Below are 22,633 nucleotides of genomic sequence, written 5' to 3'. Positions count from 1 at the left end.
AAGAACAGATGGCGCAACTTATGCCTCTGATATTGGTTAAGTCAACTATTTCAGGGTTAAGTAAGCAGGCCCTAACTCCCTGTCAACGCCAGCTTAAGATTGAAGCCTGGTGGCGACTGCGGTTAACATAGTCGGTCGATTTTTCTTTTTTATGATCCTGAGGGAGCCCAAGTTGTCCTTGATCCGAGGTTGTCTTGCCTTTAGCGGCTATGTTATCAACACCCTGTTTTGGAGCCTGCCAATTCTACTGGGCAGCCTGTTAAAACTGCTTCCCATTAAGCCGTTGCAACGCCTATGCAGCCACTTTCTGGACATCTGTGCCAGCGCCTGGATCAGTGTTAACGGCGGCATAGAAAAGCTGTTTCATCCGCTGAAGATGCATATAGATGAGCTTCCGGAGCTATCAGAGCAGGAGTGGTATATGGTGGTAGCCAACCACCAGAGCTGGGTCGATATTCTGATCCTGCAGCGACTGCTTAATCGGCGGATCCCTTTTCTCAAGTTCTTCCTGAAAAAAGAGCTGATTTACGTCCCGGTACTTGGGCTGGCTTGGTGGGCGCTGGATTTCCCCTTTATGCGACGTTACAGCACGGCCGAGTTGAAAAAGAACCCCAAACTCAGGGGCAAAGACATTGAAATTACCCGTAAGGCCTGTGCCAAGTTCAAGCACAAGCCGGTGAGCGTGATGAACTTTGTCGAAGGTACCCGCTTTCAGCCCAGCAAGCACCAGAAGCAAAACTCACCGTTCAAACACCTGCTAAGACCCAAGGCCGGCGGCATGGCCTTTGCGTTGTCGGCCATGGGCGAACAGATCCATAAACTGGTGGATGTCACCATCTACTACCCCGGCAAGATCCCCAGTTTTTGGGACTATATCAGCGGCCGTCTACCTGAGGTTTACCTCCACTTGGAGGTCAAGGAGATAGACCCGGGGATGCGAGGTGACTACGCCAATGATCGCCAGTTCAAACAAGCCTTCCAGGAGCGGCTGAACGCCCTCTGGCAGCACAAGGATGAAGTGTTGGAGCGACTGGCCGCCAAGGCAAACCATTCTCAAGGGGACTCCTGATGTTACACTTCCTGCCCGGGCCAGTGCTGTTTATTCTCAGCCTGAGCCTGCTGATCATTAACACCGCCGTTTGGGGCTCGCTGGTGTGTATCGGCGGCCTGTTCAAATTGTTGCTGCCCTGGAAGAGTGGCCGTATCGCCATGACCCGGTTAATGAACCGTTTCATGTGGGCCTGGGCCAGTTGCAATGGCGGTATACTGCACCTGATAGCCAAGGTCGAATGGGATGTGCAGGGGCTTGAAAGCCTCAAGCCGGATGGTTGGTATCTACTGATCAGTAACCACCTCAGTGGCTTTGATATTGCCGCGCAGACTTATATCCTGCGCAACAACATTCCCATGCTGAAGTTCTTTCTCAAGAAAGAGCTGCTGTATGTTCCCATCATGGGCCTGGGTTGCTGGGCGCTGGACATGCCCTTTATGAACCGTACCAGCCCGGAAAAGCTGAAGAAGAACCCCAAGCTCAGGGGCAAGGATCTGCAAACAACCCGGCGCTCCTGTGAAAAGTTCAAAGACTTGCCCACTTCCATCATCAACTATGTGGAAGGCAGTCGCTTCACCGAAGACAAACGACAAAGGCAAAAATCCCCCTACAAACACCTGCTGCGGCCAAAAGCCGGTGGCATCGCCTTTACCCTGTCGGCCATGGGCGAGCAATTTGATGCCTTGTTGAACGTGACTGTGGTTTATCCCGATGCTCCCAAGGATATTCTCGGTGCAGTGATGCAGGGTAAAGTGCACAAAATAGTGGTGCGAATTGAGGCTCTGCCTGTGCCGCAGGTGGATTCTGTTCGCTACTTCAGCGAACCAGAGTACAGGGTCGAGTTTCAGCGTTGGCTCAATGACATCTGGCAACAAAAGGATGCCCAAATCGATCAACTACTGGCCGAATACCAACCTGCCGACGACTACCGTAAGCTGGCACAAAAAAGCCACTGACAGTGATTGTCGAAGACAAAGCAATGCCGGGTCTAAGCCCGGCATTGTTATTTTAAAACTGAGTATTTCGACTCAAGCACTTTTATCGCATTCAGTCAGATACTTCTCAACGGCGTCCAACTCAAACTCGCTGAACACTTGAATGCCATGGCGCATCAGCAAGGCGGCGGTCACGCCGTCGCCCTCTATGAGTTGGCGGGAGAAACTGCCATCGTAAACCCGGCCTTTGCCACAGGAAGGACTGCGGGCCTTGAGAATGGCAGCAACCACTTGCTGTTGCTGTGCCTTGGCCAGTGCCAACTCGGCGCCTAGCTCAAAGGCCTCGGTCACGTCCTCACCGTCACAGGTCAGCACTCGTCCCTGTATCTGTTCGGCCGGTGCTCTGGGTGTCGGCAAGCCACCGGCGCACTCGGGGCAGAAAGGCACCAGCCGTCCTTGGGCCTGCCATAGCTGCACTCTGGCATCATTGAGCAGGTTATGGCCACCGTCATAGCGTACCTCTTGCCCCAATAAACAGGCGCTTATCAATATCCGATTCGGTTTTGCTGTGCTGATGATTTCTGCGCTCATACTTTTTTCACTCTTGTCATTCTTGCCTCTCTCATCACTCGGACGACTCTCCCTATTCAACGTCCCACAGTCAGGAAAACACTGTTACGGATACCAAGCTTCCCCCTCTTTTCCTTGTCTGCCGCTGACAAGGAGCATTCTATCAGTCGCCCATTAAGAAAACTGTTTAAAACAAGATTGTCGACAATAGTTGCAATGGCAAGTGTAAACCCATGCTAACAGCAAGTTTTAAAATAATAGCTAAGGCTTTGTTTAGTAAAAACTTAAAGAGCAAATACCACAAAATATTAGACTTACGTCTAGGTAAGCAGATTGTTGACAATGACCTGGATCACATCTAATGTCGAACCATAGTCAACAATCGAGCAAAACTTAACCAGTGACTCAGGCACCTGTGTTGGACAAAAACAGCGTCGATAAAACCACTTCGGAGAAGAGCAGTACCCTGGTGGATCAGATTCTGGTGCAAATTCAAACCAGCATCATCAAGGGTGAGCTGGCCCCCGGCAGCAAGATCAACGAACAGGCGCTGGCACTCAAGTACGGTATCAGCCGCGGTCCAACCCGCGAGGCCTTGCAGATCCTCGAGCGTCAGCGCTTGGTAGTACGCATCCCCCATGTGGGCGCCAGAGTCGCCGCCATGACAGTGGCCGAGCTCAACGACCTCTACGAGCTGCGCAGCACGCTGGAAGCCATGGCCTGTGAACTGGCCGCCAAACGGATAACCGATGAGCAGCTCAGCCAGTTGTGGCAACTACTGGCCCGTCAGGAAGCGGCGCTGGCAGAAGGCGATACCTATTTTCAGGAAGAGGGTGATGTGGACTTTCACTACCAGATCATCCGCGCCAGCGGTAACAAGCACCTGCAAGAAACCCTGATCGGCGGCTTGTATCACCTACTGAGAATGTATCGCTATCAATGCACCAATAAGAACCGCCCGGTCAAAGCCATCGCCGAGCACAGACGCATAGTCGAAGCCATAGCCCAGCGCGATGCCGAACTGGCCGGCTTGCTGATGCGCCGTCATATCGAACAGGGACGGCGCAATACCGAACTCAGACTCAAACAGCTTCAGGCGGAGCATGCCGCCCTGGACTCAATATAAGGAAGCAAACAGATGACTCGCAGCGCAGGACTCAGATTCCGCCAGGCTCTGGCCAAGGCCAAGCCACTTCAAATCGTGGGAACCACCAATGCCTATTTCGCCCTGATGGCCGAGCAATCCGGTGTTCAGGCCCTGTACCTTTCCGGTGCCGGTGTCGCCAACGCCTCTTACGGCCTGCCGGATCTCGGCATGACCTCAATGAACGATGTACTGATCGATGCCGGCCGCATCACATCGGCCACCGAACTGCCGCTGCTGGTCGACATAGACACTGGCTGGGGCGGCGCCTTCAACATTGCCCGCACCATCAAGGAGTTTGAAAAGGCCGGTGTCGCCGCCGTGCATATGGAAGATCAGGTGTCACAGAAGCGCTGTGGTCACAGACCCAACAAGGCCGTGGTCAGCACCGAAGAGATGGTTGACCGTATCAAGGCTGCCGTGGATGCCCGCACAGATGAGAACTTCGTCATCATGGCCCGCACAGACGCGGTTGCCGTGGAAGGACTGGATGCCGGTATCGAACGCGCCCAGGCCTATATCGAGGCAGGGGCCGACATGATCTTTGCCGAGGCGCTGACCGAGCTGGATCAGTACCGTCGATTCAAGGCGGCCGTCAACGCCCCAATCCTGGCCAACATGACCGAATTCGGCAAGACAGAACTGTTCAACAAGGAACAACTGGCCGAAGCCGGAGCCGACATGGTGCTCTACCCACTGAGCACCTTCCGCGCCGCCAACCTGGCCGCCCTGAAAGTGATGCAGGCACTGATGGCCGACGGTCATCAACGCAATGTGGTCGATGCCATGCAAACCCGCGAAGAGCTGTATAAGTTCCTCGGCTACCACCACTACGAAACCAAGCTCGATGAGCTGTTCAGCCAAAAGTAACGGCTGGATCCAGGGATGATTGACCGGCGCAGATGCGCCGGTTACAGGGTTTGCCCATGAAACACCCGGGGTTGCCACCCTACACAGCGCCCCAGAGCGCTGAAAAAGGCAACCGCATACCAGACCAGCCATGGCTGGCCAACAAAATTGACAAGAGTGTAACGGAAGAGGGAATGCATTATGACTGACAAGAAACTGAGCGGCGCCGGATTACGCGGCCAAAGCGCAGGCGAAACTTCACTGAGCACAGTCGGTAAGTCCGGCTCAGGCCTGACCTACCGCGGCTATGACGTCAAAGATCTGGCCGAAAACGTCAGCTTCGAGGAAGTGGCCTACCTGATCCTCTACGGCGAACTGCCCACCGAAACGCAACTGGCGGCCTATCGTCAGAAACTCAAAGGCATGCGCGGCCTGCCACAGGCACTGAAAGAGGTGCTGGAGCGGATCCCGGCCGATGCCCATCCTATGGACGTTATGCGTACCGGTTGCTCCATGCTGGGTAACCTGGAAACCGAAAAAGATTTCTCCGAGCAGAGTGAAGTGGCCGACCGTCTGCTGGCGGCATTTCCTTCCATCATCTGTTACTGGTATCGCTACAGCCATGACGGCGTGCGTATAGACACAGAAACCCATGACGACCAGATAGGCGCCCACTTCCTGCACCTGCTGCACGGCGAAGCTCCATCTGCCCTGCATGCCCGGGTTATGGATGTGTCACTGATCCTCTACGCCGAGCACGAATTCAACGCCTCTACCTTCACCGCCCGGGTTTGCGCCTCTACCCTGTCTGACATGCATTCCTGCATCACGGGCGCCATTGGCTCACTGCGCGGCCCTCTGCACGGCGGCGCCAACGAGGCGGCGATGGAGCTGATTCAGGATATGCGCGATGAAGACCATGCCCGCGAAGTGCTCAAGGGCAAGCTGGAGCGCAAAGAGAAGATCATGGGCTTTGGTCACGCCATCTACCGCGAGTCAGACCCCCGCAACGTGATCATCAAAGAGTGGTCGGAAAAGCTGGCGCAAGAATACGGTGATGATCGCCTCTATCGCGTTTCTGTCGCCTGTGAAGCCCTGATGTGGGAAGAGAAGAAACTCTTCTGTAACGCCGACTTCTTCCACGCCAGTGCCTATCACTTCATGGGGATCCCCACCAAGCTGTTTACCCCCATCTTCGTTTGCTCCCGCCTCACCGGCTGGGCCGCGCACGTGATGGAGCAACGCGCCAACAACCGCATTATCCGCCCGAGTGCCGATTATGTTGGGGTTGAGCCACGCAAGGTGACGCCTCTCAGCGAGCGTTGATCCCGGCGGTGGCCAAAGGGCCGCCAGATGAATGAGCAAGAGCGGGCACCCAATTAAGCAGGGGCCCGGCTCTTTTTGCAGTTGCTTCTCAGTGGACAGAACTCATGAATACCAATTACCGAATTCCCCTGCCCGGCACCAGCCTCGAGTATTTCGATACCCGCGCCGCAGTCGAGGCCATCAGCCCCGGAGCCTATGCCAAATTGCCCTACACCTCACGGGTGTTGGCCGAAAACCTGGTACGCCGCGCCGAGCCCGGCAGGCTCAACGACTTCCTCGAACAGATTATCGAACGCAAACGGGATCTGGACTTCCCCTGGTTCCCGGCGCGGGTGGTGTGTCACGACATTCTCGGCCAAACAGCACTGGTTGACTTGGCCGGTCTGCGTGATGCCATCGCCGACAAGGGTGGCGATCCGGCCAAGGTTAACCCTGTGGTGCCGACCCAGCTGATTGTGGATCACTCTCTGGCGGTGGAACACCCCGGCTTTGAAGCGGATGCCTTCGAGAAAAACCGCGCCGTTGAAGACAGACGCAACGAAGACAGATTCCACTTTATCAACTGGACCAAGACGGCCTTTAAAAACGTCGATGTGATCCCGCCCGGCAACGGCATCATGCACCAAATCAACCTGGAGAAAATGTCCCCCGTGGTCCAGAGCCGCGACGGCGTAGCCTTCCCTGACACCTGTGTCGGCACCGACAGCCACACGCCACACGTGGATGCCCTCGGGGTGATCGCCATAGGCGTGGGTGGTCTGGAAGCCGAAAGCGTGATGCTCGGCCGTGCCTCCTGGATGCGCCTGCCGGACATAGTCGGCGTCAAGCTGACCGGCAAGGCCGCTCCCGGCATTACCGCCACGGATATAGTGCTGGCGCTGACCGAATTCCTGCGTAAAGAGCGGGTGGTGGGTGCCTATCTGGAATTCTTCGGTGAAGGCGCCGCCAGCCTGACCCTGGGTGACAGGGCAACCATCTCCAACATGACTCCCGAATATGGCGCCACTGCCGCCATGTTCTATATCGATCAGCAAACCATAGATTATCTGCGCCTCACCGGCCGTGATGACGAGCAGGTGGCGCTGGTGGAGAACTATGCCAAGACCACGGGTCTGTGGGCTGACAGCCTCGAAGGCGCCGAATATGAACGGGTGCTGGAGTTCGATCTCTCCTCCGTGGTGCGCAACATGGCCGGTCCTTCCAACCCGCATGCCCGTTTGGCCACCAGCGACTTGGCCGCCAAAGGCATTGCCGGCAAGGTAGAGCAGCAAGAAGGCCTGATGCCGGACGGCGCTGTGATCATTGCCGCCATCACCAGCTGTACCAACACCAGTAACCCACGCAACGTGATTGCCGCCGGTCTTATCGCCCGCAACGCAGTGGAAAAAGGCCTGGTACGCAAGCCTTGGGTCAAAACCTCTCTGGCACCCGGTTCCAAGGCGGTGGACCTCTATCTGCGCGAGGCAGGGCTATTGCCTTACCTGGAACAACTGGGCTTTGGCATAGTCGCCTTCGCCTGTACCACATGTAACGGCATGAGCGGCGCGCTCGATCCCAAAATCCAGCAGGAAGTGATCGACAGAGATCTGTACGCCACCGCGGTATTGTCCGGTAACCGTAACTTCGATGGCCGAATCCACCCTTATGCCAAGCAGGCATTCCTGGCCTCGCCACCTTTGGTTGTGGCCTACGCCATTGCAGGGACTGTGCGTTTCGACATAGAGAAAGACCCACTCGGCACAGATCAGAACGGCAACGCCGTAACCCTCAAGGACATCTGGCCCAGCGACGAAGAGATAGATGCCATCGTCAAGTCGTCGGTCAAGCCGGAGCAGTTCCGCAAGGTGTATGAGCCCATGTTCAATATCGCCGTGGAATACGGTGATGGGGTCGACCCTCTGTATGACTGGCGCCCAATGAGCACCTATATCCGTCGCCCACCCTACTGGGAAGGCGCCTTGGCCGGTGAACGTGCGCTCAAGGGGATGCGGCCACTGGCGGTACTGGGTGACAACATCACCACAGATCACCTGTCGCCATCGAACGCCATTCTGCCATCCAGCGCCGCCGGTGAATACCTGGCCAAGATGGGCTTGCCGGAGGAAGACTTCAACTCCTACGCCACCCACAGGGGTGACCATCTGACGGCCCAACGGGCCACCTTTGCCAATCCCAAACTGTTCAACGAAATGGTCAAGGACGACAGCGGCAAGGTGATCCAGGGCTCGCTGGCCCGTATCGAGCCCGAAGGGCAACAGGTACGCATGTGGGAAGCGATAGAAACCTACATGGAGCGCAAGCAACCCCTGTGCATCATAGCCGGTAAAGACTATGGCCAGGGCTCCAGCCGAGACTGGGCCGCCAAGGGCGTGCGTCTGGCCGGAGTCGAGGCCATTGTGGCCGAAGGCTTCGAGCGCATTCACCGAACCAACTTGATAGGCATGGGCGTGTTGCCGCTGGAGTTTTTCCCGGGGACCGACAGGCTGACTCTGGGCATAGACGGCACAGAAACCTTCGACGTTCTCGGCGAGCGCACTCCCGGTGCCACTCTGACCCTGTTGCTGCATCGCAGCAATGGCGAAACGGTGGAAGTACCTGTGCGCTGCCGCCTGGATACCGCCGAAGAAGTGACCATCTATGAAGCCGGTGGTGTGCTGCAGCGTTTCGCGCAGGACTTCTTGCAGGGCAATGTTTAAGCCGGCCCTTGATGCGTGACCAAGTCGGCCATAGCCAAGGTTATGGCCGACTGATAAAAATATTTATCTCAAAGGATCCAATGCCATGGCATTTAAACCACAGATAAAAATTCCCGCCACCTATATGCGCGGCGGCACCAGTAAGGGGGTGTTCTTCCGCCTGGACGATCTACCCGAGACGGCCAGAGTGCCCGGCCCGGCCCGCGATGCCTTGTTGATGCGAGTCATCGGCAGCCCGGACCCCTACGGCAAACACACAGACGGTATGGGCGGCGCGACCTCGAGTACCAGCAAATGCGTGATCATGAATGCCAGCCAGGTTCCCGGCCACGACGTGGACTACCTCTATGGTCAGATCTCCATAGATAAGCCCTTCGTCGACTGGAGCGGCAACTGCGGCAACCTTTCCACCGCGGCCGGCGCCTTTGCCCTGCATGCCGGTCTGGTGGCCCCGGAACGGGTACCGGAAAACGGCATCTGCGAAGTGCGGATTTGGCAGGCCAATATTGGCAAGACCATTATCGCCAAGGTGCCGGTCAGCGCCGGTGAAGTGCAGGAAACCGGTGACTTTGAGCTCGACGGTGTCACCTTCCCCGCCGCCGAAATTGTGCTGGAATTTATCGACCCCGCCGATGATGGAGAAGACGGCGGTGCCATGTTCCCTACCGGCAAGCTGGTGGATGAGCTGACGGTTCCCACCCAAGTACACCCCAGTGGCAAAATTCAGGCAACGCTAATCAATGCCGGGATCCCGACCATTTTCGTCAATGCCGCCGATCTCGGCTATCAAGGTACCGAACTACAGCCGGAGATCAACGGCGATCCCGAGGCGCTCGCTCGCTTTGAGCTGCTTAGGGCACACGGCGCGCTGGCAATGGGGTTGATTAAGGAGCTATCCGAAGCCGAAACCCGCCAACACACTCCCAAGGTAGCGTTTGTGGCCAAACCGCAGGCGCATCAGGTTTCCAGTGGCAAACAGTTGGCCGAAACCGATGTAGACCTCCTGGTTCGCGCTCTGTCGATGGGTAAATTGCACCACGCCATGATGGGCACGGCGGCAGTGGCCATAGGCACGGCCGCAGCTATCCCGGGCACCCTGGTTAACCTGGCAGCCGGCGGCGGTGAGCGCAGCTCGGTACGCTTCGGCCACCCATCTGGCACTTTGAAAGTCGGCGCCGAGGCCGAATTCAAGGACGGCCAATGGCAGGTGACCAAGGCCATCATGAGTCGCTCGGCGCGCATTCTGATGGAAGGTCAGGTCCGGATCCCGGACCGCGGCTGCTGAAATTCAGTTGAGCTTTAGCTCAAGGCAATCCCCCCTGTTAAGTAATTGATTGCCGCTTCCCTTTTGTAAAGGCTCCGCTTCCTCCCTTCCGGCGGGGCCTTTTTTCATTCCAATTTGCAACCATGCAATATAAAGTTTGCCAAACAGAGAAAAGAAATCTGTTATAAGTAATACCATTCTGTATTAGGAGTTTACTGACTCTGCGAGACTGATGGATGTTTATACAAGGCAAACATTGGAAGGAAGCAGAAGATAGGTCAACATTGGCCTGCACAGTTTCAATAATGCCTTGAAACGCCTGTCAGCCCTCCCCCATAGAGAATGGTTACATTATCACTAACCCAAGCCACCAAAGAAGAGGGATTCTTGTCGCGGATCTGTTGCTTACTCGCCGCTCTGCTGTTATCTGTCAGCCTGTTTGAGCTCAGGGCTGAACCTGTGCCCCAGCTCAAATTTCAGCATGTCAGCAGCATGAATGGCCTTAACCAGAACAGCATCACCAGCCTCTACCAGGACAAGGCCGGTATCTTGTGGATTGGCACCCAGGATGGCTTACACAGTTACAACGGCATCGACTTTACCCTGTTTCAGCATGACCCCTACCACAGCCAGACATTGTCGGATAATCATGTCACCGACATACTACAGGATGGCCAGGGACAACTTTGGGTAGGCACCTTCAATGGCGGCTTGAACCGCCTGGATCTACAAACAGGCGTATTCACTTCCATTGGCCGCGACCAGGGGCTCAGCAGCAAAAAAATTAACCGCCTGGCTCTGGTGGGAGACACACTCTGGATCGGTAGCGGCAACGGACTCTACGCCCTGGATACTGACAGCGACGAGTTGCATGAGCTGTCACTGAGGCAAAATATCAGCACAGATATCCAAGTGCTGACCCCCATAGGAAAAGATGCCTTGCTGATTGGCAGCCAGAGTGATGGTTTGCTGCTTTTGCGTAATGAAGGACTCAAGCCCCTGCCCTTACCCGATGCCGAACATGGACATCCGGTACAGGCGCGCCAAAGCGAAGATGGCGCCCTGTGGCTGGCAATTGATGACGCACTCTGGCGTTATCCGCCGGGTTTGAACAACCCAGAGCTTATCTATCGTTTACCCAAACCCAATCGGGGCATTCTCGAATTTATCTTCGACAACAGAGGTGACATCTGGCTTGGTGGGCAACAGACAGGACTTATCCAACTACAGCTTAAAGAAGGTCAGTGGCAAGCCAGACACTATCGCTATGACCCATCGGATCCCAACAGCCTCAGTGATAATGATGTCTACAGCCTGCTGCAGGACAATAACGGGATCTTGTGGATTGGCAGCCTGTTTTCCGGCATAGACAAGGTGAACCTGGCCCGGCAATACTTCAAGCATATCTACAACAATCAACAACCCTTGGAGCGTCAGCGGGACAATAATATCCGCGCTATATTCCGCGCTAAAGACGGCCTGCTATATTTGGGCACAGATAGGGCCGGCTTATTTCATATAACGGCCGATGGCCGCTTTGTTTCCCACCACAATCAGCTTGCCAAGCTGCTCGGCCAGGATGAATCCTTTTTGGATCTCACCGTGAGTGCGATTGCCCAAGACAGTCACCAAAGATTGTGGCTGGCCAGCAGTGGCGGCTTGATAAGCCTGAACAACAGCGGCGAAATGCAGCTCTATCGTCCTCCGGGTAACAAACCCGCTATTCGTGATTTGCTCATCAGTCCAGATGAGCATATCTGGCTCGGTGTCGGCAACACCCTATACCATTTCAACCCGGAAACCAGGGGATTCCAAGCTCACTTTGTCAACGAGTATCTTGAAGATGGCCCACAAGAGCAAATGATCCTCAGTCTGACCACAGCCAATAACGGCATCTGGGTCGGTACTACCAACGGAGCTTATTGGCTGCAACCTGACACAGGTCAACAGCAGATCATCCGCGGTGATCGTCTGGTCAATCCCATGGTGCGGGACATACTCAAAGACAGAGACGGCAACATCTGGTTTGCTACTCACGGCGGTCTCAGCCGCTTGCGTCAAGGTGAGCTGCAGCACTTCGACCGTAATCAGGGATTACCGGGCAACACCGTCTATGCCATTGAACAAGACGAGAGTGGCGACTTCTGGTTCAGCAGTAATTCAGGGATCAGTCGCTTTGCCGTAGACAAGGAAAAGGTGCTGACTTTCAATGAACATGAAGGATTACAGGCGTTGGAGTTCAACGGCAATGTCAGTTGGCAGGATACGGATGGCAGTATCTGGTTTGGTGGCATCAATGGATTGAACCATTTCTACCCTCAACAAGTCCCCAAAGTTCGTAAACAACCTAAACTGGCCCTGGCAGGTTACCGCATGGGCAACAGCTATTTCCCACGGCTGGATCTTGGTCACGTTCCCGAATTGACGATTCCTTACAGCGAGCAGTTGGTAAGCTTTGAGATCTCAGCACTGGATTTTGCCTATCCCCAACGCCACAGATTCAGCTTTTTTCTTGAAGGCTGGGACAAAAGCTGGCACCCGGCCCAGTCGCTGCACGAAATCAGCTATACCAACTTGGCGCCTGGCAACTATCGGCTGTTTGTCCGCCATCAGTTACAACACAACCCTGAAGGACAAGAACAGCTACTGCTAAAACTCACGGTACCGGCCCCCTTTTACCGCACCACTCAGGCGTATCTGTTTTACCTGACACTGACACTGATACTGTTTAGCCTCTGGCTAAGACATTTCCTTGCTCAACGCCGCCTCGAACAGCAAACCCAGTCCAACATTCAACTTTCCGAAGAAAGGCTGAAACTGGCGCTATGGGGCTCGGGTGACCGCATGTGGGACTGGCAGCTGGAAGATGATCGCTTCTTCGTTACCGGCCCCAAACAAGGCTCGGAAGCACCGGCGGAAACCAACGCCAGTAGGCAGATGGCACTGGTGCATCCCGATGACAGGCCCCAGGTTCAAGCGGCACTGGAGAGCTACCTGCAGGGAGATACCGAATTCTTCGAGGCCGAGTATCGTATCAAACTCACCGACGCCAACTGGAGCTGGGTGTTGGATCGCGGCAAGATCGTCGAGCGCGACCGTAGCGGCAAGCCATTGCGCCTGGCAGGCACTTTCACAGATATCAGTATGCGCCGCGGTCAGGAAGAGGCGCTGCGACTATCATCCCAGGTACTGGAAAGCATGAATGAGTCTGTGGTGGTTTGCGATCTCAACTACCGCATCATCTCGGTCAATCCGGCATTTTGCAGCACAACAGGCTTCAGCGAACAGCAGATCGCCTGTAAGCCTTTCCTGTTCCTGACCCGTGGCCTCTATGACAGAAGCTTCTATCAACAGATAGAGCATCAATTGCTGAACCAAAAACACTGGTCCGGTGAAGTGCAGATCCGCACCCACTGCAAGCAGCCGCTGCTGGTGTGGATGGAAGTCAATCAGGTGCTCAACAGCCAGGGCGAAGCCAGCCATTTCGTGGTGGTATTTACCGATATCACAGACCGCAAACAGGCCGAGGAAGATCTGCGCCTGTTGGCCAACTATGATCAGCTCACAGGCCTGCCCAATCGCACTCTGTTCCAGGACAGGTTGGATCATGCCCTGCGCCAGGCGCACCGTAACCGTAACTTGGTCGCCCTGCTGTTCCTGGATCTGGACAGATTCAAACACATTAACGATTCTTTGGGCCATCATGTGGGCGATCAACTGCTGAAAGCAGTTTCCTCCAGACTGACCCAAGCGATAAGAGATGGGGATACTGTTGCCCGTCTGGGTGGTGATGAGTTCATCATCATTCTCGAAGGGCTGCAAAAAACCGAGGCGGCGACCGTCATCGCCGAAAAACTGCTGGCGGTGTTTGATCGCCCCTTCTCACTGGAGAACTTCAGTCTCAATGTTTCACCATCCATAGGCATCAGCCTCTATCCGGATGATGCCGAAGATGCGCTGGAGCTGCTGAAGTTTGCCGACACCGCCATGTACCATGCCAAGTCACTGGGACGCAATAACTTCCAGTTCTATACAGCTAAACTCAACGCCTATGCGGTGCGCCATGTGCAGCTGGAAGCCGGGCTGAAACAGGCGCTGGAACGCGATGAATTCTACCTGCTGTATCAACCCAAATTCTGCGTCCATAGCGGCAAACTCACCGGCATGGAAGCCCTGCTGCGTTGGGAAAGCCAGGAGCTTGGGCCTATTTCTCCGGCAGAGTTTATTCCGCTGGCCGAGGAAACCGGCCAGATCAACGCCATAGGTCAGTGGGTACTGCTGAGTGTCTGCAGTCAACTGGAGCGCTGGCAGAATCAAGGGCTGAAAGCAGTTCCGATAGCGATCAATCTCTCTGCCAAACAGCTGCAGTCAGACATTATTTCCAGCATAGAAGTGGCTCTTGCCATGCATGGTCTGGCCGCTGATCTACTTGAGATTGAACTGACAGAGTCAGCGGTGATGCAACAACCATTGGAATCGGTGGAAATACTCAATCAACTGAAAGGGCTGGGATTAAGCCTGGCGGTCGATGATTTCGGTACCGGCTACTCCAGTCTGGCCTATCTCAAGCGTTTCCCGCTGGATACCTTAAAAATTGACCGTGAGTTTGTCCGCGATATCACCAAAGATCCTGACGATGCCGCCATTACCAGCGCCATCATAGTACTGGCTCACAGCCTGGAGTTACAGGTGGTGGCCGAAGGGGTTGAAACCCAGGCCCAGCTTAACTTCCTCGCCGCCCAGGGCTGCGATCAGGCCCAGGGCTTCCTGTTGGGACGCCCGATGACAGAAGTGCAAGCACAAGCCTTACTCAGCCGAAAATAAAATCAGCTCGTAAAAAACGCGGCTCAAATGGCCGCGTTTTTGATTAATAGTGGGGTTATTGGCTTATGCCTTTTCCAGCCTGGGCACTTTGCAGACCCAGCCTTGTGGGCCTTGTCTGTGCCCTTTCTGGATTTCGGTGAAGACCTTATAGATGCGGCTGACATGTTCACCCACCTTACCGTCACCAACGGTGACCACCCGGCCATCTTCAAAAATGTAGGAGCCGACCGGAGAAACCACGGCTGCTGTGCCGAAACCACCGGCTTCGATAATCTCGCCCGACTCGACACCGGCGATAAAATCGTCCAGCTTGACCTGCTCCTGGCGGACATCACAGCCAAGCAGTGGCGCCAGCTCAATAATAGACTGAGAGGTGATCGACTTGAGAATGGTATCGGTAAACTCAGGGATGATCACTGTGCCATCCTTGAGAATATGGAAGTGATTCATCGCCCCGGCTTCTTCGATATATTCATTGGTCGAGTCCAGATACAGCACCTGGGAAGCACCGTGAGCCGCAGCCGCCTTACCGGCACGCAGGGAAGCGGCATAGTTGCCGGCAGCCTTGGAGGCACCGGTACCGCCGGATACTGCACGGTGGAATTCTTTACTGATCAGCAGGCGAATGGCGTTGAGGCTCTCACCATAGTAGGCACCGCTGGGGCTCATCACCACACAGAAGGTGTAGCGGTTAGCCGGGCTGACTGACAATCTGTCTTCGGTGGCAAAAATAAAGGGCCGGATATAGAGGCAAGCCCCTTCCTGCATAGGGAACCAGAGACGGTCGACATCGATAAGAGCGTTGATCGCCTTAAGCTGCATGGCTTCATCAATGTTGGGAATACAGACGATATCGGCAGAGCGGTTCATGCGTTCGGCATTCTTGTTGAGACGGAAGGTATAAATCTCACCGTCTTCATGCATAAAGGCCTTGGCGCCTTCAAAAATACTCTGGCCATAATGCAGTGCCATAGCGCCGGGAGCCATCTCAAACGGACCATAGGGGACAATACGGGGATCCCGCCACTCGCCATCATAATAATCCATCATGAACATATGGTCGGTGCGCAGACGACCAAAGCCAACATTACCTTCAGGACAAAACTGCTCTGAGCGACGCTCTGCGGCGGGCTTTAACTGATACTTGATTTCCATTGCTTACCACCTTGACTATTGTTCAAGCAGACTAGGGAGCACCCGGAATAATGTCAAGAGGACCAAGGTCTGCGGCCAATCAGAGTTCTGTAAAAATTACTGTAAAAAGTAAGGTAAAATTTTGCCATCAAATATCGGCCAACTCCCCCTGAGGTGGTAAGTGGGAAAAATCACCGCCCTCTTCCGGGCTAACCAGAGTAAATAGCCCTGCATCCCTGTGCCGCTTCAGCAAGATATCCACTTCCAGAGTGGCGTCCTCCTTCAACAGCCTGAATACCGCGCCGGCATCTGACTGGAACTCAGCAGCACGATAATAACAGCCGCCATCATCAGGGCGTGGCACCAGTTTAAAACCGATTTTCCCCTTAGGCAGGGTCTGCATCTTGGCGGCATCCAGATACAGGGTCAGGCAGTTGCGGCTCAGCTGATTGCGCTGTTTATCCTGCATAAAGCCCTTAGGTAAAATACCCGGCAGATATTGCTCACCACTGAGCAGATAAAAATCAAAATCCTCTATGGCGGCGCCGGTATCGTCCCACACCCGAATCACCAACATGGTGTAACGCTTCTTGGTAGTCCGGCTATGGGTTTGCTGCGCAAGCTCCTGACAGGCCTGACGATAAGCCTCTACCGAGTCGACTTTCAACCAATTAAGAATCGCCTGCACCACAGGTTTGCTGGCGGCGTTTCTACGGCTGACGGAGCGCATGATCCCCATTTTTTCTTTGCTGTGGCTAGCCCTGGGAATAATGCCGAAGCCACTGACAGGAGCCTGAATGAAATTTTCCGGCACCAGCTTGGCCACACAGGCACCATCAAAGCTGTCACATTCCTGAGCCTGCTCCACCAATTGCAACCGAGCATAATTCATATTCGCCGCGGCGACTCGCACGACGCCATCCGAGCCAGGCTCGGCGGTATAAGAGTTGAGATAATCATAGAGGGATGCATCTATGCTTTCGCCGGTCAGCACCAAGGGCCAAAGCCTAGCAGCTTCAAAATCATAGTTAAGCCAGGCTTGACTTAAAGAGGCCTGTCCCAGGCTGCCCAACTCCAACCAGTCAAGGATCTTCTGCCCTGGTTCCAATCCATCGAACCAGGCCTTAATCCTGGCAAGGCGCGACTTGCCAAGCTGTGCCAAGGCAGAGCCGTGGTTGGCCGGTGCCAGCATGATCATATGAGTCACGGGACAAGCCGCCAGCTTTTGGGCTCCGAAGAAAGTCTCCAACCAACAGCGCACAACCGCGGCGCCGGTACTGTGGGTAATCACCGCGAAAGGCTCATCCCCCAGCACTTCACGTCTGGCAGCCTCGAAAGCCAGCGCAACGTCCTCCAGCTTCACCTGATCCTGAAAACTGATGTAACGCCCCAAGTGCAGATGACTCACTTGGAGCTCAGTGTCTGCCAGCTTGGCCAATGCCTGTGGCAAATAGCCGTAGGTCTCTGTGGACGTCACACTCCAGCCGTGTACAAATACCAGTCGCATCCCTTTTCCCTCAGGTTAATAGTTCCATTCCAAACCACAACCCCATCACGGGCTATCAACAATTGCCATTTCTAACATCAAGTTTTTTAACACAAAAAATCAACTTATACGATAAAAAGTCCCTTCCGGCGCTCATTCAGCCAAAGTTCAGCAAAACGGCCCTAACCTGCCGATGAACACAAGTTGACCCGGCTTAAAACAGCCATCCGGACTTTCCCGGATCAAGGAGTAAATTATGAAAATTCAATCTCTAATACTGGCTTCCGCTGCGGCTCTCGCTTTCTCAGCCCCTTCCTTTGCCGCAGACTGGTTTGTCGGCGGCGGTGTCGGCGCGCAGCAAAACGACTACTCTCATAAGCCCACTGATGGCGGCAAGTTCAGCGATGATGATCGCAATGCCGTCTACATGGTGCGCGGCGGTGCCTTCCTGACACCGAACCAACGCCTGTACGCCACTTATAGCTACAACAGCGATGACTTCGCCAAGCAGCAGATGGGACTGGTTTCCTATGACTATCTGGTAGGTTTGGATCAGGACCACAAGCTGAACTGGTTTGTCGGTGCCAGCGCCGGTATTAACCACACTTCACCGGACAGCGGCGCCCTGGGATCAGATAATAGTTTTGTCTGGGGTGGTCAGACAGGTCTTGTGTATAAGTTGAACGACAACCTCAATACCGAGATAGGTTATCGCTACCTGAAGCAAGACTATGACAACAAGATAGACACAGGTAAATATGCGCTGGACAACACCCAGCAACTGTACCTGAGCGTAGACTACCGCTTCTGATGACATCCTGGTCACTATAGTGCATGGATTCAAAAGTGTATTTAGTTGACCACCGGAACATAAGATGGTCTGGCGAACAGGCATGCCGAATCTTATGACTTTGTTTAACACCTTGACGCCAGCCAACGCTTCAACAACTTGCCTGCAGTAGCCTCGTGAGCGGGACCTGGCGTCAATGAGTTATTTATAACGATACCCAGTGGTCTCTGGCAAGGAACGCCTATGGAAGTTATTCATCCATTCCCACTGTTTACAAAGGATTTGTGCTTCTGCAGCAAGCCTTGCATTCAATTTTATGAGCCGGCGCAGAGTACGCATGAGGCTTGTTCACACCGTCCTTAATTGATTGAATTCTGAATAAAGCTCAAAGGCGTTTGGCCCGTCTGCTTTTTAAAAAAGGCAATGAAGGCGCTGTCGGAAGAAAACGCCAGCTTGTGGGCCACCTCGCTGACTGTTCTGGCACCGGATAGGAGTTCGATGGCCTTCAAAAGGCGCCACTGTTGGCGCCATTGCTGATAAGTCATACCGGTTTCAGCCTTGAATAACCGGGTGACTGTCTTGGTGCTGGCGCCGACACTGCCAGCAAGCCGGCCTATATCAGGCGCGAGAAACGCTTCCTTGATAAGCTGCTGGCGGAATCGGCGAAACCTGCGATCCTGTGGCAGTGGCAGCTGAAATGAATGTTTCTTGGCGGCATAAAACTCTTCCCAAAATAACGCACTGCTATTGGCCATATCCGACTCCGGCGTGTTCCACGGCCACAGTGCCATTTTGTCTATCAAGGCTTTCAAGAGGGCGTTGACCTCTATCATGCGAAGCTCAGCCGGAGTGTTGAACCTGGCGCAATCAAAATACAAAGAACGATAGGCCACCACATTGGTCATTACCGCGCGGTGCGAAATACCGGGCGGGATCCACACGGCTTTGGTGGGTGGCAAGATGCAGATGGCGTTCTCCAATGCAAAGCTCATGCATCCGTGGGGGGCATAAAGCAGTTGCCCTTTATGGTGTTGGTGCATGCCCGAATCGTGCTGGCCAACATCGGCCGCAATGCCGATAACGCTGGCTGGAAAGGTATCCGCATCGAACTCAGTTTCCTGCTCAATAATCGCCATGATGTCCCTATTTTGATGTTTCTTGTCTTTATGTCGTTAACGTGCCGTTTCATCAAGAGTATACACTGCGCGCCGCCTCGGAAAAGCGCGAATCAAGCCTGGATGCAAGGCGTGGTTTGCAGCTTGCTTGATTGTGATAAGGATAAGAGATGAAAACCAAACCTTCGTTATGGTTGATGCTGGCGCTACTGATGTTTCCGCAAATAGTGGAAACCATTTACAGCCCGGCCCTGGGGGCGATTTCGCAGACATTTGCCGTGTCCTACCCTCAGGCGGCGCAAACCCTATCGGTTTATTTCCTGGCTTTCGCTTTAGGCGTGGCCGTGTGGGGCATAATGGCCGACACTTGCGGCCGTCGCCCGGCCATGTTGCTGGGACTCTTTATCTATGGCGTCGCAGCCTGGGTGGCCATGTCAACAACCAGCTTCGCCGTGCTGATGGCCGCCAGAGCCTGCAGCGCTTTTGGTATTGCTGTCGGCTCAATCGTCACCCAAACCATGCTGCGTGACGCCTTCAGCGGCGAAGAGTTGGCGAAAGTGTTCAGTGTGATGGGACTTGGGATTGCTATCAGCCCGGTTATCGGCATGTTTTCCGGTGGCCAATTGGTCAAGGTGGGTGGTCATCATGCGGTGTTTTTGGCTTTGTTTATTATGGCCTTGGGTTTATTCGCCTATTGTTTTATCAGGCTGCCGGAAACCCATACCAGCAAGCAGAGTTTGCAACTGGTCGCCTTGAGTAAACGTATGCTCGGTGACAGGCAAATCTGGCAATCCGCACTCTTGGTCACTGCCTATAACGTCGCCCTGTTTTCTTACTACCAACTCGGTGGATTCAACTTTGCCAGGCTTGGGTTCACGCCGGAACAGTTTGGTTACAGCGGCTTAATCCTTGGCCTGGGCTCACTGGTTGGCAGCTACAGCAATAAACGCTTGATCTCCAAGGGAGTCTCTCAAGGCAAGCTCTTGCAAGGCGCCGCTTTACTGCTGCTTCTGGGAGCCATAGGAGTACAACTCTCGCTGAACACCATCGGGTTTCTGGCGCCTATGCTACTTGTGGTTATGGCATTCGGAATAGCTATCCCCAATGTGCTCAGCATGGCCTTGGCTCAGTACCGACAGCAGGCCGGCAGCGCCGGTGCCCTATTTGGCTTGATGTACTACTTACTCATCGGCAGCGGCTTGGCTCTGGCAGGTGTGGTGCAGCACTTGGGATGGGTACTGTTAGCCTGCGGCAGCATGGCGCTGTTGGTAAGCCGGGTTCGCTGATGAGTTTGCCGCAGTTGGCCACTATTCAGTGCAGAGTTTGCGCTATTAGGCCTTGTCTCCGGTCTTAGTGTTCATTTGCGCCGACCAGCTATTAGGTAGGATCTAGAAATGACAAAGCCCCTTATTGAAGGGGCTTTTTGAAATGGGATTTGCTGGAATTTTGAACGTTTTTAACAGCGCGGAACATTATTCTAGGTTCAGGATCTGCTCATCGAGTAGCGGACCAGACCATTTAAAAATCAATAAGTTATAAAAACAAACCGTTCAAAAATGGCTGCTTCCACCACCAAACAACCCACCACTAACCTATGGCTTTTACTAAATCTTGGTAGCACGTCTTGGTTATGAGTACGGAAAAACAGTGCCGTTTTCACTCTACAGTTGGGTTCAAAAATAGCAGTTTCGGAAGGCTTGATCGAGTAAACTTTCAACACCATTGAATTCATTGGATACAATAATGGCCATTTTTGGTTATTTACCTATATAATGGATATAACTGTATCCAATAAGTCATTGCAAATGAATTTTACTTTACTTGATGATATCGATGTAAGCCAAGCCTATGCTGCTTATTTACGTGAGTTACGTCAACGAGCGAAGCTGTCACGAGCTGCGCTCGCTGAGCGAAGCTGCGTCCCAGCGGCCACTATTAAGAAGTTTGAGCTGACTGGGCAAATTTCATTTCGTCAATTGCTGTTGCTTTGGCAGACCCTCGACTCATTGGATAGGCTCTATCAGCTCACGCTACCAAGTAAAGAACGCGTTTCTACACCATCTAGCATTGATGAGGTGCTAAAAGATGAGTTTTAAACCCATTCAAAAACTCACCATATCCCGTACGTTAAGCTCAGGTGAGCAGGTCACTGTAGGGGTTTTGGCTCAGAATCGACAAGGCGTTTTTTTTCAGTATGCAGACAGCTATTTGCAGCAGTTTGGCAATTTATCGCCTTTTACTATTCAGGCAAGCACACAAGTACAAGCCGCACCTAAACAGCCACACCAAGGTGTGCATGGTGTATTCGGGGATTGTTTGCCCGATGGTTGGGGCATGCTGTTACAAGATCGTATTTTCCGGCAAAAAGGCATTCTGCCTAATCAATTAACAGCAATGGATAGACTGGCTTTTGTCGGTGATAAAGGTATGGGAGCGCTCTCTTTTTCTCCGGTATCTGAGTTTTCAGCCACGACGCACGCTGACATTGATTTAGCAACCTTGGGTTTAGAAGCACAAACACTGTTCGATTCTTCAATGTCAGATTATATGGACGACAACCAAGATGAGTTAGATGGGCATACTCAACACGTGTTGGCCGCATTAGTCGCCGGAGGTAGTTCGGGTGGTGCAAGACCAAAGGCGCAGATTTATATGCCTGCTGGGGAAACTCGGCATTGTCGAACCTTTGCACAGCCCGGTGATGAAGCTTGGTTGATTAAGTTTACCTCGAAAAATCTAGAGCTCGGGCATGAAGAAGGTTTGTGTGAGGCGGTCTATTTGCAAATGGCCGAGCAAGCAAAGTGCCAACCGCCAATTTGGCAACTTATTGAAGCGCCGCATACAAGCGGTGCGCCTGCGTGGTTAGCACTCAAGCGTTTTGATTATGTCGCTGAACAGACCAATTTAGGCAGCCAGCGCAGTTCAGGCCGCTTGCATATGCACAGCGCCTGCGGATTGCTTGATGCAGACTTCCGAACGCCAAGTTTAGATTATATTGATTTAATCAAAGCCAGCCGACAGCTGTGTAAATCTCCAGCCGCTGGGCAACTGCAATTTCGCCGTGCCATTTTTAACCTGCTGTCGTCTAACCAAGACGATCACAGTAAAAACTGGGCTTTTTTGCAAACGGACGATGGCCAATGGAATCCTGCACCTTTTTACGATGTTACCTACAGCCCACATCCATTTAACGAACATGCCACTGCCTTTGGAGGTTATGGCAAAGCGCCACCGCTTAAGCTAATGCAAAAGCTGGCTGCCAGCGCAGGCTTTGCCAATTGGAATGAGGTGAGGCAAGTTATTGAAGAAGTCGCAGAAGCCATCAGTCAGTTTGCTCATCTAGCAAAGCAGCAAGGGGTAAGTAAAATCACAGTGTCTGCTATTACCCATACATTGAACCAGCGTAAACAAGAAAATGAAGCGCTTTTTCTATAGTAATAAGAAGGGAC

Annotated in this window: 16 protein-coding genes and 1 pseudogene; 12 read left to right on the top strand and 5 right to left on the bottom strand. The window is 53.7% G+C overall.

From position 1 onward, the window contains the following. The first annotated feature begins 172 nt into the window (after nt 1-172). Both RC73_RS14835 and RC73_RS14830 read left to right on the top strand, forming a co-directional pair. The gene (locus tag RC73_RS14835; RefSeq protein ID WP_229800130.1) at nt 173-1,069 is read left to right on the top strand and encodes an acyltransferase; all 897 of its coding nucleotides are present in this window, start codon (nt 173-175) and stop codon (nt 1,067-1,069) included. Next, a complete protein-coding gene (locus tag RC73_RS14830) occupies nt 1,069-2,007 on the top strand; it encodes an acyltransferase (protein WP_039035373.1) in 939 nt (312 codons plus the stop codon). Before RC73_RS14835 ends, RC73_RS14830 begins: the two co-directional genes overlap by 1 nt. Before the next feature lie 72 nt (nt 2,008-2,079). Here RC73_RS14830 and RC73_RS14825 read toward each other — a convergent pair whose 3' ends face one another. Then, nucleotides 2,080-2,577: a DUF523 domain-containing protein gene (locus RC73_RS14825; RefSeq protein ID WP_052248221.1), complete on the bottom strand. Its 498-nt coding sequence runs from the start codon at nt 2,575-2,577 to the stop codon at nt 2,080-2,082. 379 nt (nt 2,578-2,956) lie between these two features. Between RC73_RS14825 and RC73_RS14820 the strand changes: the two genes are divergently transcribed. The 6 genes from RC73_RS14820 (at nt 2,957) to RC73_RS14795 (ending at nt 14,659) form a co-directional block, all read left to right on the top strand. Then, nucleotides 2,957-3,682, top strand: coding sequence for a GntR family transcriptional regulator (locus tag RC73_RS14820; protein ID WP_039035372.1), 726 nt, complete (start codon nt 2,957-2,959; stop codon nt 3,680-3,682). A gap of 12 nt (nt 3,683-3,694) precedes the next feature. Next, on the top strand, nt 3,695-4,570 hold the full coding sequence (prpB, locus tag RC73_RS14815; RefSeq protein WP_025889867.1) for a methylisocitrate lyase: 876 nt from the start codon (nt 3,695-3,697) through the stop codon (nt 4,568-4,570). A gap of 180 nt (nt 4,571-4,750) precedes the next feature. Then, a complete protein-coding gene (gene prpC / locus RC73_RS14810) occupies nt 4,751-5,875 on the top strand; it encodes a bifunctional 2-methylcitrate synthase/citrate synthase (protein ID WP_025889866.1) in 1,125 nt (374 codons plus the stop codon). A 104-nt stretch (nt 5,876-5,979) separates the two neighbouring features. Then, nucleotides 5,980-8,571: a Fe/S-dependent 2-methylisocitrate dehydratase AcnD gene (acnD, locus tag RC73_RS14805; RefSeq protein ID WP_039035371.1), complete on the top strand. Its 2,592-nt coding sequence runs from the start codon at nt 5,980-5,982 to the stop codon at nt 8,569-8,571. Nucleotides 8,572-8,656: 85 nt separating this feature from the next. Then, entirely contained in the window at nt 8,657-9,856 is a 1,200-nt protein-coding gene (prpF, locus tag RC73_RS14800; RefSeq protein WP_039035370.1) for a 2-methylaconitate cis-trans isomerase PrpF, read from the top strand. A 321-nt stretch (nt 9,857-10,177) separates the two neighbouring features. Next, on the top strand, nt 10,178-14,659 hold the full coding sequence (locus RC73_RS14795; RefSeq protein ID WP_082014340.1) for an EAL domain-containing protein: 4,482 nt from the start codon (nt 10,178-10,180) through the stop codon (nt 14,657-14,659). A gap of 63 nt (nt 14,660-14,722) precedes the next feature. On the opposite strand, the gene RC73_RS14790 is transcribed toward RC73_RS14795, so the two are convergent. Together RC73_RS14790 and RC73_RS14785 are read right to left on the bottom strand one after the other, a co-directional pair. Then, the gene (locus tag RC73_RS14790) at nt 14,723-15,814 is read right to left on the bottom strand and encodes a branched-chain amino acid aminotransferase (RefSeq protein ID WP_039035369.1); all 1,092 of its coding nucleotides are present in this window, start codon (nt 15,812-15,814) and stop codon (nt 14,723-14,725) included. Nucleotides 15,815-15,941: 127 nt separating this feature from the next. Further along, the gene (locus RC73_RS14785; protein WP_039035368.1) at nt 15,942-17,300 is read right to left on the bottom strand and encodes an esterase/lipase family protein; all 1,359 of its coding nucleotides are present in this window, start codon (nt 17,298-17,300) and stop codon (nt 15,942-15,944) included. 235 nt (nt 17,301-17,535) lie between these two features. On the opposite strand from RC73_RS14785, the gene RC73_RS14780 reads away from it, so the two are divergent. Beyond that, a complete protein-coding gene (locus RC73_RS14780) occupies nt 17,536-18,090 on the top strand; it encodes an outer membrane beta-barrel protein (protein ID WP_039035367.1) in 555 nt (184 codons plus the stop codon). A 66-nt stretch (nt 18,091-18,156) separates the two neighbouring features. On the opposite strand, the pseudogene RC73_RS21225 reads toward RC73_RS14780, so the two are convergent. Beyond that, nucleotides 18,157-18,342 (bottom strand): annotated as a pseudogene (locus tag RC73_RS21225) (IS5/IS1182 family transposase); the annotation flags it as partial. An 86-nt stretch (nt 18,343-18,428) separates the two neighbouring features. Then, complete coding sequence (locus RC73_RS14775; RefSeq protein ID WP_039035366.1) at nt 18,429-19,205, bottom strand: AraC family transcriptional regulator; 777 nt, start codon at nt 19,203-19,205, stop codon at nt 18,429-18,431. Between the two features lie 149 nt (nt 19,206-19,354). On the opposite strand from RC73_RS14775, the gene RC73_RS14770 reads away from it, so the two are divergent. The 3 genes from RC73_RS14770 to RC73_RS14760 all read left to right on the top strand — a co-directional run bounded on the left by RC73_RS14770 (nt 19,355) and on the right by RC73_RS14760 (nt 22,619). Next, a complete protein-coding gene (locus RC73_RS14770) occupies nt 19,355-20,470 on the top strand; it encodes a multidrug effflux MFS transporter (protein WP_039035365.1) in 1,116 nt (371 codons plus the stop codon). 519 nt (nt 20,471-20,989) lie between these two features. After that, nucleotides 20,990-21,280, top strand: coding sequence for a helix-turn-helix domain-containing protein (locus tag RC73_RS14765; protein WP_039035364.1), 291 nt, complete (start codon nt 20,990-20,992; stop codon nt 21,278-21,280). Then, nucleotides 21,270-22,619 carry a type II toxin-antitoxin system HipA family toxin gene (locus RC73_RS14760; RefSeq protein WP_039035363.1) on the top strand — a complete coding sequence of 450 codons (1,350 nt, stop codon included), beginning with the start codon at nt 21,270-21,272 and terminating at the stop codon, nt 22,617-22,619. Before RC73_RS14765 ends, RC73_RS14760 begins: the two co-directional genes overlap by 11 nt. The last annotated feature ends 14 nt before the right edge of the window (nt 22,620-22,633 follow it).

The organism is Shewanella sp. ECSMB14102 (assembly GCF_000813075.1).
In the GTDB taxonomy this organism is placed as follows: domain Bacteria; phylum Pseudomonadota; class Gammaproteobacteria; order Enterobacterales; family Shewanellaceae; genus Shewanella; species Shewanella indica.
This window is presented reverse-complemented; position numbering and strand designations above follow the sequence as displayed.

Bases quoted from the DNA above. Each gene is read 5' to 3' on its own strand.
- RC73_RS14830 (WP_039035373.1), top strand. From the start codon at position 1,069: ATGTTACACTTCCTGCCCGGGCCAGTGCTGTTTATTCTCAGCCTGAGC.
- RC73_RS14825 (WP_052248221.1), bottom strand. From the start codon at position 2,577: ATGAGCGCAGAAATCATCAGCACAGCAAAACCGAATCGGATATTGATA.
- prpB (WP_025889867.1), top strand. From the start codon at position 3,695: ATGACTCGCAGCGCAGGACTCAGATTCCGCCAGGCTCTGGCCAAGGCC.
- prpC (WP_025889866.1), top strand. From the start codon at position 4,751: ATGACTGACAAGAAACTGAGCGGCGCCGGATTACGCGGCCAAAGCGCA.
- acnD (WP_039035371.1), top strand. From the start codon at position 5,980: ATGAATACCAATTACCGAATTCCCCTGCCCGGCACCAGCCTCGAGTAT.
- prpF (WP_039035370.1), top strand. From the start codon at position 8,657: ATGGCATTTAAACCACAGATAAAAATTCCCGCCACCTATATGCGCGGC.
- RC73_RS14795 (WP_082014340.1), top strand. From the start codon at position 10,178: ATGGTTACATTATCACTAACCCAAGCCACCAAAGAAGAGGGATTCTTG.
- RC73_RS14790 (WP_039035369.1), bottom strand. From the start codon at position 15,814: ATGGAAATCAAGTATCAGTTAAAGCCCGCCGCAGAGCGTCGCTCAGAG.
- RC73_RS14785 (WP_039035368.1), bottom strand. From the start codon at position 17,300: ATGCGACTGGTATTTGTACACGGCTGGAGTGTGACGTCCACAGAGACC.
- RC73_RS14780 (WP_039035367.1), top strand. From the start codon at position 17,536: ATGAAAATTCAATCTCTAATACTGGCTTCCGCTGCGGCTCTCGCTTTC.
- RC73_RS14775 (WP_039035366.1), bottom strand. From the start codon at position 19,205: ATGGCGATTATTGAGCAGGAAACTGAGTTCGATGCGGATACCTTTCCA.
- RC73_RS14770 (WP_039035365.1), top strand. From the start codon at position 19,355: ATGAAAACCAAACCTTCGTTATGGTTGATGCTGGCGCTACTGATGTTT.
- RC73_RS14765 (WP_039035364.1), top strand. From the start codon at position 20,990: ATGAATTTTACTTTACTTGATGATATCGATGTAAGCCAAGCCTATGCT.
- RC73_RS14760 (WP_039035363.1), top strand. From the start codon at position 21,270: ATGAGTTTTAAACCCATTCAAAAACTCACCATATCCCGTACGTTAAGC.